This window comes from Nonomuraea sp. NPDC049646 (genome assembly GCF_044465525.1).
Classification (GTDB): domain Bacteria; phylum Actinomycetota; class Actinomycetes; order Streptosporangiales; family Streptosporangiaceae; genus Nonomuraea.
On the sequence record NZ_JBITLU010000006.1, the window covers coordinates 313,325 to 326,913 of the forward strand.

Here is a 13,589-nt window from a genome sequence, read left to right on the forward strand (position 1 = left end):
ACCTCTCTCCAGTGGAGTGATGATTCTTCCAGTGCCTCCCATACCGGGCGCAACCCTTGTTAGAACTTGTTACAACTATGCCATCGGCAAGATTCTTCTCACGCTCTGGCACACCCCGTCGCTCGCCTGCGCGGCGGCCAGCCGTTCGGCCGTGGGGCTGCCGTACTCGGTGGTGCGCTGGCGTACCGGCCGGCCGGTGACCTCGACCATCTCGCGCAGCTCGCTGATCGTCTTGTACGAGCCGTTCTCCGAGCCCGCCATCCGGCTGATCGTCTCCTCCATGAGGGTGCCGCCGAGGTCGTTCACGCCGCCCCGGAGCACCTGGCGGCACAGGTCGTCCTGGAGCTTGACCCACGAGCACTGGATGTTGGGGATCGCGCCGTGCAGCAGGATCCTGGCCAGGGCGTGCACCGCGCGGTTCTCCTGGGCCGTGGGGCCGGGACGGGCGATGCCGGCCAGGTAGATCGGGGCGCTGGTGTGCACGAACGGCAGCAGCACGAACTCCGAGAACCCGCCGGTCTGCTCCTGCAGCCGCCTGATCAGCTTGATGTGCCTGACCCAGTGCAGGTGGTGGTCCACGTGGCCGTACATCATCGTGGACGTCGTCGGGATGCCGACCTCGTGGGCGGTGGTGATGACCTCGATCCACTCCTTGGCCGGCAGCTTGCCCTTGGTCAGCACCCAGCGCACGTCGTCGTCGAGGATCTCGGCCGCCGTGCCGGGCAGCGAGTCCACCCCGGCCTCCTTGGCGGCCTCCAGCCAGTCGCGTATCGACAGGTTCGTCCGGGAGGCTCCGTTGATGACCTCCATCGGGGAGAACGCGTGCACGTGCATGCCGGGCGTCCTGGCCTTGACCGCCCTGGCGATGTCGAAGTACGCGGTTCCCGGCAGGTCGGGATGGATGCCGCCCTGCATGCACACCTCGGTCGCGCCCGCCGCCCATGCCTCCTCGGCCCGGTCGGCCACCTGGTCCAGGCTCAGCGTGTACGCGTCGGCGTCGGTCCTGCGCTGGGCGAAGGCGCAGAAGCGGCAGCCGGTGTAGCAGACGTTGGTGAAGTTGATGTTCCGGTTGACGACGTAGGTGACCTCGTCGCCGACGGCCTGCGCGCGCAGCGCGTCGGCGATGGCCGCCAGCTCCTCCAGCGCCTCGCCCTCCGCGCCCAGCAGCGCGACGGCCTCGGCGTCGGTCAGCCCGGCGGGGTCGGCCTCGGCCCGCCGCAGCGCCTGCCGCACGTCGCTCGGCGTCGAGGCGGCGATCGGGCCGAGGCGTTCGCGCAGCGCCGTCCAGTCGCCGTAGACGTGGTCGAAGTCGTCGCGCCGGTCGCTCGCCCGGCCGGTGGTGTCCACCTCGACGTGCAGGTCCACCCGGCCGGCCGCGGTGAACCCGCCGTCGGGCTCCTGCCAGGGACGGCCCTGCGGCACGGCGTCCGCGCGGGCGAGCCCGGTGCCGGGGTCGGCCAGGGCCTCGACGTGCGCGAACAGCCGCGGGTCCAGCCAGGGCTCGCCGGCCCGCACGTACTCGGGGTAGATGGTCAGGCGTTCGCGCAGGTCGAAGCCGGATTCGGCGGTACGCGCCGCCAGGTCGTCGATCTGCGGCCAGGGGCGTTCGGGGTTCACGTGGTCGGGGGTCAGGGGCGAGACGCCGCCCCAGTCGTCGATGCCGGCGCGGATCATGAGCGCGTACTCGGAGTCGACCAGGTTGGGCGGGGCCTGGAGGCGGACGCGGGGGCCGAGGACCAGTCGCGCGACGGCGATCGTGGCGGCGAGCTCGTGCAGGTCGGCGTCCGGCAGGCCGCGCATGGCCGTGTCCGGCTTGGCGCGGAAGTTCTGGACGATGACCTCCTGGATGCCGCCGTACTCGCGGGCGACCTTCCGGACGGCGAAGATCGACTCGGCCCGGTCCTCGACGGTCTCGCCGATGCCGATGAGGATCCCGGTCGTGAACGGCACGTTGCTGCGGCCGGCGTCCTCCAGCACGCGCAGCCGTACCGCCGGGTCCTTGTCGGGCGAGCCGTAGTGCGGCTGCCCCTTCTCCTCGAACAGCCGCCGCGAGGTGGTCTCCAGCATCATGCCCATCGACGGCGCGACCGGCTTGAGCCGCTGGAGGTCACGCCAGCTCAGCACACCGGGGTTGAGGTGCGGCAGCAGCCCGGTCTCCTCCAGCACCAGGATGGCCATGGCCCGCACGTAGGACAACGTGTCGTCATAGCCGTGCGCGTCCAGCCACTCGCGGGCCTGATGCCAGCGGTCCTCCGGCCGGTCCCCCAGCGTGAACAGCGCCTCCTTGCAGCCCATCGCCGCGCCCTGCCGGGCGATCTCCAGCACCTCGTCCGGGCTCAGGAAGGCCGACTCCAGCTTGTGCGGCGCGGTCGCGAACGTGCAGTAGCCGCAACGGTCCCGGCACAACCTGGTCAGCGGGATGAACACCTTCCTGCTGTAGGTGATCACCCCTTCCCGGCCGGCGGCCTTCAACCCGGCGTCGCGCACGCGGGAGGCGTGGTCGAGCAGCGCGTCGAGCTGCTCGCCGCGCGCGTGCAGCAGCACGACGGCCTCGGTGAGGTCGAGCGCCTTGCCGTCACGGGCACGGGCGAGGGCACGGCGAAGCGCGGAATCACTGACAAGACTCATAGAGGCACAGTACGCACCCCTGAGTTCGTGACGCGCACTCAGGGCGGGATGTCAGAAGGACCGGTAGTCGCGCGCGGCCATCCGCGGCCCCCGCGCGGGCGGACGCAGACCGCTGAGCCAGACGAGCACCGTCGCCCGGTGCCGATGCCCCCGATACGGCTCCAGCAGCCGCATCATCCCCTCATCGTCGGTCTTCTCCCCGGTCAGCGCGTAGCCGACCAGCTTGGCCAGGTGGAAGTCGCCCACGCTGACCGCGTCGGCGTCGCCGAAGACCCGCTGGCGCACCTCGGCCGACGTCCACACGCCGATGCCGGGCAGGGCCCGCAGCAGCCGGTCGAGCTCCTCCGTGGTGGCCGCGGCCTCCAGCTTGGCGGCGTGCCAGGCGGCGTTGGCGATCGTCCGGGCCCGGACGGCCTCCGCGCCCGCCCGGTGCCAGTGCCAGCTCGGGATCTGCCGCCACACGACCGGCTCGGGCGGCACCCGCATGCCGTCGGGGGCGGGGCCGGGGGCGGGCTCGCCGTAGTGGCGCAGCAGGTGGCGCCAGGCCCGCCACGCCTCCCGGCCGACGACCTTCTGCTCCAGCACCGCGGGCACCAGCGCCTCCATGACCCGCCCGGTACGCCCGATGCGCAGCCCCGCGTGCTTGCGCGCCACGTCCGCCAGCACGTCGTGCCGGACGCGGAAGCCGGAGACGTCGTCGAGCGCGCCGAGCAGGGCGGGCAGGGTCTCCAGCGACCACTCGGCGCCGGGCCCCCACGCCTGGGCCCGCACAGCCGTGGCCGTCACGGTCACCCGCAGCGTGCTCGGGCCGTCGGGGGTGCGGCAGGCGCGCCAGATCGAGCCGTCGGGGGTGCGCCGCCAGGCGGGATCGCCGGTGCCGCGCCGGTGGGGGCCGAGGGCCAGCTCCACGTCGAGCGGCCCGTCGGGCTCCCACCTGCGTTCCATCACCTGTCCAGTCTGCCGCGCGGCGGCGGGTGGTCGCTCACCCGCGCGGCCCCGGCGGGGTCACACGTCGCTGGAGTAGCGGACCGCGCGCTCGGGCAGCTCGACGCCCGGCCAGACGCGGACCCCGCCCTGCAGCTCGTTGCCCGGCCCGACCACCGCGCCGTCACCGATCACCGCGTCGCGCACGACCGTGCCGGCGCAGATCCGGGCGCCCTTGCCCACGACCGAGTCGCTCACCGTGGCGCCTGCCTCGATGACGCTGTCGTCGCACAACACCGAGCCCACCACGGACGCGCCCGCCTCGACGACGGCCCGCGCGCCGACGGCCGTGCCGCCCTGGACCTTGGCCTCGGCCGAGATCTTCGCCCCTTCGAGGGCGAGGTGCTCGCCCTGCGGGCCGGGCAGCGCCGGCGAGTCGAGCCGGCCGAGCACCAGGTCGCGCGAGCCCTTCACGAACGCGGCCGGCGTGCCCACGTCGAGCCAGTACGTGCGGTCGGCGTAGCCCAGCACCAGCTCGCCGGAGTCGATCAGCCCGGGGAACGTCTCGCGCTCCACGGAGACGACCTCGCCGCGCGGGATCGAGTCGATCACCGAGCGGGTGAAGACGTAGCAGCCGGCGTTGATGCGGTTGGTGACCGGGTTGGGGGTCTTCTCCAGGAACGCGGTCACCCGTCCGGACTCGTCGGTCGGCACGCAGCCGAACCGCGTCGGGTCGTCGACCTCCGTCAGGTGCAGCGTCACGGCGGCCTCGCGCTCGCAGTGGGTGCGCACCTGGTCGCCGATGTCGTGGCCGGACAGGATGTCGCCGTTGAGAATGAGCACCGGGTCGGAGGGCCCGCAGGTGAGCGCCTCGGCGGCGTTGCGGATGGCCCCGCCGGTGCCGAGCGGCGTCTCCTCGGTGATGTATTCGAGCGAGAGCCCGAGCGCCGACCCGTCACCGAAGGCCGGCTCGAACATCGCCGCCTTGTACGAGGTCGCGAACACGATCCGGCGTACGCCGAAGGACCGGGCACGGGCGAGTTGGTGGGCCAGGAACGGCACTCCGGCGGTCGGCAGCAGCGGCTTGGGCGTGCCCAGTGTCAGCGGACGCAGGCGTGTGCCCTGCCCCCCGACCAGGAGGATCGCCTCGAGGTCTGGCAAAGAGCTCTCCATCACTCCGTGAGAGTAGCGAACTATTCGATTGCGCGTTGATAAGAGTTGAGATGCGCCTCCGCCGAGGCCTCCCAGGTGAATTCGCGGGCCCGCGCCCGCCCGGCCTCCTGCAACTGCCTCCGCCGGTCGGCGGAGGCGAGCAGCTCGCCCAGGGCGTCGGCGATGCTGTCGGCGTCCGGCTCAGTGTAGGCGACGGCGTCGCCGCCCACCTCGGGCAGCGAGGTGCGATGGCTGGTGAGGACGGCCGCGCCGCAGGCCATGGCCTCCAGCACCGGCATGCCGAAGCCCTCGCCCCGGGAGGGGAACGCCACGACGAGCGCCCCGCCCAGGAACCCCGGCAGGTCGGGCGCGCGCAGGTATCCCGGCCTGATCACCCGGACGGTGGCCTCGACCTCGCGGCAGGCGGCGTCGACGTCGTCCTCGTGCACGCCGCCGCCGAGCACCAGCGCGGGCGGCGTCTCCAGCCGCTTGACGGCGGCGGCGAAGCCGCGGATGAGGTTGGGCACGTTCTTGCGGGGGTCGAGGTTGCCGAGGAAGGCCACGTACGGCTGGCCGTGCAGCCCGCACCTGATGGCCGCCCGGCGGATCTCGTCCTCGCTCGGCGGGTGGAACTGGGCGAGGTCGACGCCGTGGTAGGCGACGTCGATGCGGGTGGGGTCGGCCGACAGCACGCGGACCAGCTCGTCCCTGGTCGCCTTGGACGGCACGATGACGCGCCGGGCGTGCCGGACGGCGGTGCGCGTGGCCGAGCGGAAGAAGGCGGCCCTGGCCGGGCTGTGCTGCTCGGGCTCGGTGAACCAGGTCACGTCGTGCACCGTCACGACGGTCGGCAGGCCGGAGCGCAGCGGCATGGAGTAGTAGGGGGCGTGGATGACCTCGGCCCCCGTCTGGCGGGCGAGCAGCGGCACGCCGGTCTGCTCCCAGGCGAGCCGGGCGGCCCGGTTGGTGATGGCGACGGGGCCGGGGACGACACGGGCCGAAGGCGCCAGCCGCTGGTACCTTTCCGCATCCGCACGCTGGCAGACCACGACCAGATCGGTCCCTGCCTGGTGGAGCGCGGCCACGAGCCCGTCCACGTACCGGATCAACGCACCACGGTCGGCGGGGACCGCGGCGGCATCGACGAGCACTCGAGGCATTACGTGGATCTTCTCCCCTCAAGATCGACGTGGGACCTGGCAAGTCCCCCCTCTGTGATTCAGCTTATGACCACCCTCCCCCAAATCGTGGGCCAAATCACACCGAGTCGCGCCGCGCCGCAAGCCCCGCCAAACCCGCGCAGATCAGGTCACCGACAATGATGACGATGCGGGAGCAAAGGGCCACCGCGATGGCCGCGCCGCTGTCGAGAACGGGGGCGAGCACCGCCACCATCGCCAGCTCGCGCACCCCGGCCCCGGCCGGCACGACGAAGGTCACGATGCCCAGGCACCACGACAGCGCGAACGCCCCGACGGCGAACAGCAGGCCGCCCTGCGGCGCGACGAAGTAGAAGTGCACGCCGTAGGCCGTCCAGCCGGCCAGCGCCCAGCCGAGCGCGGTGAGCATGCCGCGACGGGTGAGCGGGCGTTCCAGGGGCTCGCGCTTCAGCTTGCGCAGGCCGAAGCCGATCACGCCGTTGACGACCCTGGGCTCCAGCAGCACCAGCAGCAGCGGGATGAACAGCAGCACCCAGCCGAACCGGTGCCAGCCGAGAGTGACCAGCGTGACGAGCAGGCCGCTGGCGATCTGGACCGGCATCATCAGGAAGAACGCCGCGGCGCTGCGCGGACGCGGCACGCCGAGGTCGCGGCCCATCTCCATCTGGGCCAGCACCGGCCAGACCGCGCCGGGGATGTACTTGCCGAGCTGGCCGACGAAGAACACCTTGGCGGCCGGCCGCAGCGGCAGCGGCGAGCCCAGGTCGGCCAGCAGCGTGCGCCAGGTGAGCATGGCCCCGAGCAGCGCGGCCACCACGGCGACGAGCGACCCGGCCAGCGCCGGCCACGACAGCCGGGCGAACCCGGCCACCACGGCGTCCCACTGCCTGGCCACCGCCCACGCGCCGAAGGCGAGCGCGACGGCGAGGAAGCCGAAGCGCAGCAGCCGGCGCGGCAGCGACCGCTTGGGGATCGCGCTCGCGCCGGTCTCGTCCACGAGGCTCACAGCGGCCGGACCCGCTCGGGCGGCTGCGGCAGCGCGGGCCCGGCGGGCCTGCGCGGGGTCTTGGTCGCCACCCACAGGTACGTCGGCACGACGGGCAGCAGCAGCCGCAGCACCTCGCGCGGCGCGCGGGCCAGCACCGCCTTGACCAGCCGGCCCGGCAGGCCGGGGAACAGCTCCGACCCGGCGAACCTGGTCGGCGTGGCCAGCACCGGGAACGTGTAGTCCCACACGTGGAAGGCGCGCAGCATCCGGCGCAGCCCCCGCCGGGTCCTGAACCGCTCGTAGTAGTGGTCGGCCCGGCCGAACGCGCGCACGTAACGGTCGGCCAGCGCGGGCGGCAGGTACGACAGGAACGGCAGCTTGTAGTGGGGCTCGACGACCCCGAGCCGGTTGCCGAGCCCGAGGTAGAGCACCCCGGTGTCGGACAGCACGCGGTGCATCTCGGCCACCACGGCGTCGGGGTCGACCACGTGCTCGTAGATGTGGTTGAAGACCAGCACGTCGATCGACCCGTCGGGGAAGGGCAGCGCCGTGCCGTCGCCGCAGACGAACGCCACCCGCTCGCCGAACCGGTCGGCGGCCTTGCGCAGCCCCGGCACGTCGATGTCGATGCCCAGCGTGTGCTTGGCCCCGGCCTGGGCCAGCTCGTCGGCGATGAACCCGGCCGAGCAGCCGACGTCGCCCACGGTCAGCCCGCCGAGCGGCCCCTGGAAGTGCTCCAGCACGGCGATGATCTTCGCGGCCTTGCGGCGGCGTTTGTCCTCGTCGAGCATGGCCGACTGGAATTCGGAGTACTCGAGCTGCGCGACCCGTTGCTTGCCCACGTCGCCCAACAGTACCCGCGCCGCGGGCCTCGGCAGGCTGACCTGCCCCACATGCTGGCTCTCCGCCCGGGCTCCCGCGTAGCCTGGGCTGATGTTGCGCCGCCTGCTGCGCGTCCTGCTCGCGCTGGTCGCCCTCGCCTTCCTCGGTTACGGCCTGGCGCGGAACTGGCACGACACCACGCAGGCCCTGGCCAGGCTGTCGCCGTGGGCGGTGCTCGGGGCGTTCGGCGCGGTGCTGGCCGGGCAGGTCTGCATGCTGGCGGCCTGGCGGCAGATCATGGCGGGGCTCGGCACGCGGCTGCCGCTGCGGGTGGCCGGACGGATCATGTTCGTGGGCCAGCTCGGCAAGTACATCCCGGGCGCGGTGTGGGCGTACGCGGCCATGATCGACCTCGGGCGCGACCACGGGAGCCCGCCGCGGCGCACGTTCGCCACGATCTCGCTCGGGCTGGTGGTCAACCTGGGCGTCGGCATCTCGATCGCCGCCGCCACGCTGAGCTCGCACGAGGCCGTCCGCCGGGCCTGGTACGTGGTGCTGCTGGTGCCGGTGATCATCGTGTGCCTGCATCCCAGGGTGCTCACCTGGGGGCTCAACCTGGCGCTGCGCATCGCCCGCAAGGAGCCGCTGGAGAGCGTGCTGCCCGGCCGCACGGTCGTCGTCGCGGTGGCCTGGACGGCGCTCGGCTGGTTCGTCTACGGCCTGCACACCTGGCTGCTGTCCGGCCGTCCGGATCTCTACCTGGTGGCGACCGGCGCGTACGCGTTCGCCTGGTGCACCGGCATCCTGACCTTCGTGGTGCCGGCCGGGGTGGGCGTGCGGGAGGGCGCGCTCGTGCTGGTGCTCGGGCCGGTCATCGGCACCGCTCCGGCCATCGCGGTGGCGATCGTGTCGCGGCTGGCGTTCACGCTGGCCGACGCGGTCGCCGCGGGGGCGGCGTTCCTGCTGGGCCGTCAGAGGCCGAGCAGCGCGCCCGCGTACGCGGCCCAGAACGGCTCGGGATCGACCGCCTTGACCCCCGACCGCAACCTCTCCGGCTCGCCCGAGGCGTAGAAGCGCTCGATCGCCGCGCGCAGCGCCCCGGCGTCGCCCGGCTCGACCAGCAGGCCGTCGACGCCGTCGGTCACGTGGTCGGCCAGCGCGCCCACCCGGGTGGCGATCACCGGCACGCCGTGCTCGTGGCCGAGCCAGACGTTCTGGCTGGCGGTGGCGCTGCGGTACGGCAGCACCAGCGCGTCGGCCGCGGCGAACAGCTTCGGCACGTCGGCGGCGGGGACGTACCCGGGCCGCAGCTCCACCCGGCCGGCCAGGCCCAGCTCGTCGATCAGCGCCTTGGTCTCGTCGAGGCCGCCCCAGAACTCGCCCGCCACGGTCAGCGAGATGCCCTCGGGCAACGCCCGCAGCAGCAGGTCGAGCCCCTTGTACGGGCGCACCATCCCGAAGAACAGCAACCGCCGGCGCACCCCGCCGGACTGCTCGGCCGACGTGGACGGCAGGTGCGGCGGCAGCCCCGCCACCCCGACCGGCTTGCCCGGCGCGAGCCCCCTGGCCAGCTCGGCCTGCTGCTCGGAGTGGGCCAGCACGCCGTCGACCCGCCGCAGCAGCGCCCTCATCAGCGGCTGGTCGTACGGCTTGCGCTCGTGCGGCAGCACGTTGTGGCAGAGCGCGACCGTCCGGGCCTTACCCCCGATCCCGGACAGGATCCCCAGGTACGGAGGAACCTGGACGGAGCTCAGCACCGCCAGCACCACCAGGTCGGCCGTGCGCAGCCGGCGTCCCGCCGCGTACCAGCCGTCGGGCCGCCGCCAGTCGAGCCGCCGCGCGGTCCGCGGGTACGGCGTGCCCTCGGGCTCGGAGATCGTCTGCTGCCCGGGGTAGAGGAACGACGGGTACTGGGCCCGCCACGACTCGATCACCACGTCGTGGCCCTGGGCCGCCAGCCGGTGCGCCAGCTCGGTGGTGTGCTGCGCCCCGCCCCCCTTGTACGGATGGGTCGGGCCGACGATCGCGATCCGCACGCGCTATTCCCCCCGCGACCGCACGATCAGGTCGGCCAGCAGCGCCACCGAGCCGATCAGCAGGCCCGACAGGAAGATCATGACGGTGTTGGCCGGGAAGTAGAACGGCTGCCGGATCATGTCCCAGACGCCCTTGCCGAACCCGATCGCCACCAGCCAGAGCGCGGGCGGCATGAGCACCTTGAGCGGATTGAAGTACATGATCATCCGCAGCACCTGCAGGATGTAGCGGTAGGCGTCGGAGACGAAGCTGAACTTCGACTTGCCGGCCCGCTTGGCGTACTCGATGGGCAGGTAGTAGACGTCGTGCTGGTTGGACAGGAACGACAGCGTGATCGTCGTGACGCAGGAGAACCCGGGCGGCAGCAGCCGCAGGTAGGGGCGGGCCACCGACTTGCGGAAGGCGCGCAGCCCCGAGTTGAGGTCGGGGATCTTCTGCCCGGCGAGCTTCTCGGCCACCTTGCGGATCACCCACTTGGCCGGCACCCGCAGGATCTTGTGCGACCCCTCCTCCGTGGTGCGCGCGCCGACGACCTGGTCGATCGTCTGGTCCTTCTCCAGGATCTGGACCAGCTCGGGGATGCGCTCGTTGGGGTAGGTCATGTCGGCGTCGGTCCAGACGACGATCTCGCCCCTGGCCTCCTGCGTGCCGATGCGGCGCACGGTGCCCGAGCCGCCGTTGCGGTGGAAGGCGCGGATGCGCAGGTGGGGGTAGTCGGGCGCGGCCTCTTCGAGCCGGGCCAGGGTCTGGTCGGTCGAGCAGTCGTCGACGGCGACCAGCTCGTAGGTGTAGCCGCTGGAGTCCATCGCCCGCGTGATGCGCTCGACCTCGTCGATGACGTGGTCCTGCTCGTTGTAGCAGGGCAGGACGATCGTGACGTACGGCGCTTCTTCCACGGCAGGTCCACTCTTGGGGGTCTCAAGCGTGCTCACGGGGGTCGAGGGTACTCTGCCCCGCTGGAAGCCGAGTCCACATCGACGGGCTTTACGCTCACTTGATCAGCTGTGACCATCCTACGCCTGGCATCCTGAGCATCTCCTGACCCACCGCCCTGACCCTTGCGGGGTCGTCGAAGCGCACGTACAGCACCTCCGAGACGGCGTCGATCGTGAGCGGCGGCACGTCGCCCTGGTAGAGCCGGGAAAGCCGCAGCCCGAATGGCTTGTCCTGGAGGAACACCTCGGTGACGCCGTCCAGCTCGCGCAGCCGGGCCACGACGGCGTCGCGCTGCGCCTCGGTCGCCGGGATCCGGCAGGTGCCGGCATTCCCCCACTGCGCGCACATCGCGACGCTCAGGTCCGCCTTGCCCCGCCAGAAGTCCGGAATCCGGGGCAGGAGCAGGACGCCCTTCTCCTCGGCCAGCCCCCGCCGGACGGCGTCGTAATCGGCCGGGCCGCGCACCCCGCCCTCGATCTGGGGGACCCAGCTCCCGGCGCGGAGCCCCGTCAGCCCCTCGGTGATAATCACCTGCTGGGCCCAGCGCCGCTCGACCTCGTCGGCGGGCACCAGCGTGGGCGCGACCGCCTCGGGGATCCGCCGGACCAGCGCCAGCACCCGCTCGGCGGTGCCCTCCGGGCAGCCCTGGGTGCCCTCGGTGCACAGCGTGACGGTGAAGCCGTCCACGACGGGCAGCGCGCCGACGGGCGGCGGCGCGGGCCGGAGCGAGCGCAGGTGCAGGTACCAGCCGCCCCCGCCGAGCGCGGCCACCAGCAGGACGACCGCCACGACTATCGCGGCCATCCGCTGGTGGGCTCTGATCCAGGGCCCTAACCAGGGCTCCCGGTCGTCGCCGAACGACAGCTCGTCGGTGTCAGACATGTCCAGAACTATCGCGATACGTCTGGAGTGGGGTCAACCCACCGCCATCCACACGTTCACCCGCAACGTCCAGGTGCCGTTGGGCGGGTCGACGAGTGAGCGCTCGTCCTGGCGCGTGACCAGGCCCATGATCTGGCGCGGCGTCCCGTAGGGGGCCACCTGGGCGGGGTCGGCGGCCAGCACGACCGGCACCCGGCCGGCCGCCCTGACCCTCTCGACGGCGGCCCGGACCTGCGGCTCCGCCGCCAGGTCGGAATCCGGGGGCCGCTTCACCTGCGCCGCCGGACGTCCGCACATCCCGCGGACGAGCTGGGTGAAACGGTCGCCGGTCACCCGCTCGACGAACAGCACCGACGCCTCGGCCGGGAGCGCCGCGCACATCGACCGGACCGCCGCCGCCTCCCCCCGCTCGACCGGCGTGAACGCGGTGCCGATCGAGGTGACCACCGGTGGCGCGAGCACCAGCAGCACCCCCGCGACCGTCGCCCACCGCCGGACCTGCTCGCGCGGCCACGACCGCTCGCGCAGCCAGCCGAGGCCCCACACCGCCAGCACGATCAGCCCCGGGATCACGACCGGGACCAGCCGCCGGGAGGCCCACGGCTGGTCGGGGGTGATCTCGGGGCGCAGCAGCGTGGTGACCGTCGTCCAGCCGATCATCGCCAGCGGCAGCAGCCAGACGAACGGCCTGCCGTCGCGCAGCAGCCTGCGCAGCAGCACGGCCGCCGCGACCGTGGCCAGCACGACGGCCGGGATGCCGATGTACCAGGTCACCCAGTGGAGCGAGAGCTCGAAGTAGAGCCGGTCCGCCTGCACGGGCAGGCCGTTGGCCTGCTGGATCTGGGCGATGAACTCGGCCGTGCGGGCGTCCTCGACGTTCGTGGCCTTCCTGGTCACGGTCTGGAACCAGGGGCGGGCGTACAGACCGGCCATCACCAGCACGACCAGCGCCGCCCCCGCCGTCGGCAACCACCGCGGCGGCCGGAACCCGGCCAGCGCGGGCGCGGCGGCCACGCCGACCGGCGTGAGCACGAGCACGACCGCGCAGATGAGCAGCAACGGCCGCACGGACCCGGACAGATACTCCAGATACGGCCGGGCCAGCACGTACGCCGCCAGCAGCCCGAGCCCCGCCCCCGCCACCAGCCCCGCCAGCAGCGGCGCCCCCACCGCGCCCTGCGGCCGGCCGGAGCGCCGCATCGCGATCAGCAGCCCCGCGTAGGCCAGCACCGGCAGCACGTCGCGCAGCCCGTCGACCCTGACCAGCACCGCCAGCCCCAGGACCAGCCCGGCGGGCAGCCCCTGCCGCCAGCCGGGCCGCTCGGCCTCGATCGCGTCCTGGGCCAGCGCCAGCCCGCCGAACAGCAGGATCAGCGAGGGGATCTCGCTGAACGTCGTGCGCGAGGTGTACAGGATCGGCAGGCTCACCGCGAACGCCGCCGCCGCGAGCACCGCCCACCGCCCACCAGCCAGCCGCGCCGCCACCCCCGCCACCGTCAGCACGGCCAGCGCCCCCAGCACGGCCGGCACCGCGAACGGCGCCCCCAGCCAGTCGCCGATCGCGAACACCAAGGGCGGCCCCGGCATGAACTGCGGCACCACCCCGCCGTCCACCGGGTACGTGCCGACGCTGTCGAAGTACAGGGAGGGATGGTGGCCGCCGAACGCCGCCGCCTGGTCCGGGATCGGCAGCGAGCCGTGCCCGGCGATCCAGGCGGCGTACTGGGCGTAGGTGGCCGGGTCGCGCCGGACCAGGAGCTGCTCGGCATGCATGACGACGTTGAACACGCCCGACCCGGCGGCCACCGCCACGACCCCGGCCACCTGCCAGGGCGTGGCCTGGACGCCCTGGCCCGCGCCCCGCCTGCCGCGCAGGACGCCGCGCGTGCCCGCCCAGCACAGCAGCGCCGCCGCGGGCACCCCGAGCAGCAGCGCGGGCAGCGGCGCGAACCGGCCGGCCAGCAGCAGCGGCAGGCCCGCTAGCAGCCAGCCCGCCAGGGCCAGCGCGGGCGACACCGACAACGCGGCCAGTACGCGGCCCGATCGATCACGTTCCATCG

11 protein-coding genes are annotated in these 13,589 nt (G+C 73.0%); 1 reads left to right on the plus strand and 10 read right to left on the minus strand.

Translation table 11 applies throughout. The features are described 5' to 3' along the window. Window positions 1-75: 75 nt before the first annotated feature. From ACIBQ8_RS19950 to ACIBQ8_RS19975, 6 genes are all read right to left on the minus strand, one after another. On the minus strand, window positions 76-2,628 hold the full coding sequence (locus ACIBQ8_RS19950) for a bifunctional FO biosynthesis protein CofGH (RefSeq protein ID WP_397170268.1): 2,553 nt from the start codon (window positions 2,626-2,628) through the stop codon (window positions 76-78). A 51-nt stretch (window positions 2,629-2,679) separates the two neighbouring features. Continuing rightward, window positions 2,680-3,573 (minus strand): DNA-3-methyladenine glycosylase family protein, encoded by an 894-nt coding sequence (locus ACIBQ8_RS19955; RefSeq protein WP_397170717.1) that lies wholly within the window; start codon window positions 3,571-3,573, stop codon window positions 2,680-2,682. 60 nt (window positions 3,574-3,633) lie between these two features. Next, entirely contained in the window at window positions 3,634-4,725 is a 1,092-nt protein-coding gene (locus tag ACIBQ8_RS19960; RefSeq protein ID WP_397170270.1) for a sugar phosphate nucleotidyltransferase, read from the minus strand. A 20-nt stretch (window positions 4,726-4,745) separates the two neighbouring features. Next, complete coding sequence (locus tag ACIBQ8_RS19965; protein ID WP_397170272.1) at window positions 4,746-5,864, minus strand: glycosyltransferase family 4 protein; 1,119 nt, start codon at window positions 5,862-5,864, stop codon at window positions 4,746-4,748. 97 nt (window positions 5,865-5,961) lie between these two features. Beyond that, complete coding sequence (locus ACIBQ8_RS19970) at window positions 5,962-6,870, minus strand: lysylphosphatidylglycerol synthase domain-containing protein (RefSeq protein WP_397170274.1); 909 nt, start codon at window positions 6,868-6,870, stop codon at window positions 5,962-5,964. After that, window positions 6,867-7,694 (minus strand): class I SAM-dependent methyltransferase, encoded by an 828-nt coding sequence (locus tag ACIBQ8_RS19975; protein WP_352323373.1) that lies wholly within the window; start codon window positions 7,692-7,694, stop codon window positions 6,867-6,869. The genes ACIBQ8_RS19970 and ACIBQ8_RS19975 overlap by 4 nt, the downstream gene beginning before the upstream one ends. Window positions 7,695-7,785: 91 nt before the next feature. Here ACIBQ8_RS19975 and ACIBQ8_RS19980 point away from each other — a divergent pair, with 91 nt between their 5' ends. Further along, entirely contained in the window at window positions 7,786-8,745 is a 960-nt protein-coding gene (locus ACIBQ8_RS19980) for a YbhN family protein (protein WP_397170276.1), read from the plus strand. Here ACIBQ8_RS19980 and ACIBQ8_RS19985 read toward each other — a convergent pair. From ACIBQ8_RS19985 to ACIBQ8_RS20000, 4 genes are read right to left on the minus strand one after another with little or no spacing between them, the layout of a single operon-like run. Next, window positions 8,646-9,710, minus strand: a complete 1,065-nt coding sequence (locus ACIBQ8_RS19985; protein WP_397170278.1) for a glycosyltransferase family 4 protein — start codon at window positions 9,708-9,710, stop codon at window positions 8,646-8,648. The genes ACIBQ8_RS19980 and ACIBQ8_RS19985 overlap by 100 nt on opposite strands. A 3-nt stretch (window positions 9,711-9,713) precedes the next feature. Continuing rightward, a complete protein-coding gene (locus ACIBQ8_RS19990; RefSeq protein WP_397192654.1) occupies window positions 9,714-10,643 on the minus strand; it encodes a glycosyltransferase family 2 protein in 930 nt (309 codons plus the stop codon). 58 nt (window positions 10,644-10,701) lie between these two features. Further along, the gene (locus tag ACIBQ8_RS19995; RefSeq protein WP_397192655.1) at window positions 10,702-11,529 is read right to left on the minus strand and encodes a hypothetical protein; all 828 of its coding nucleotides are present in this window, start codon (window positions 11,527-11,529) and stop codon (window positions 10,702-10,704) included. A gap of 33 nt (window positions 11,530-11,562) precedes the next feature. Continuing rightward, window positions 11,563-13,587, minus strand: a complete 2,025-nt coding sequence (locus tag ACIBQ8_RS20000; protein WP_397192656.1) for a glycosyltransferase family 39 protein — start codon at window positions 13,585-13,587, stop codon at window positions 11,563-11,565. Between the last annotated feature and the right edge of the window lie 2 nt (window positions 13,588-13,589).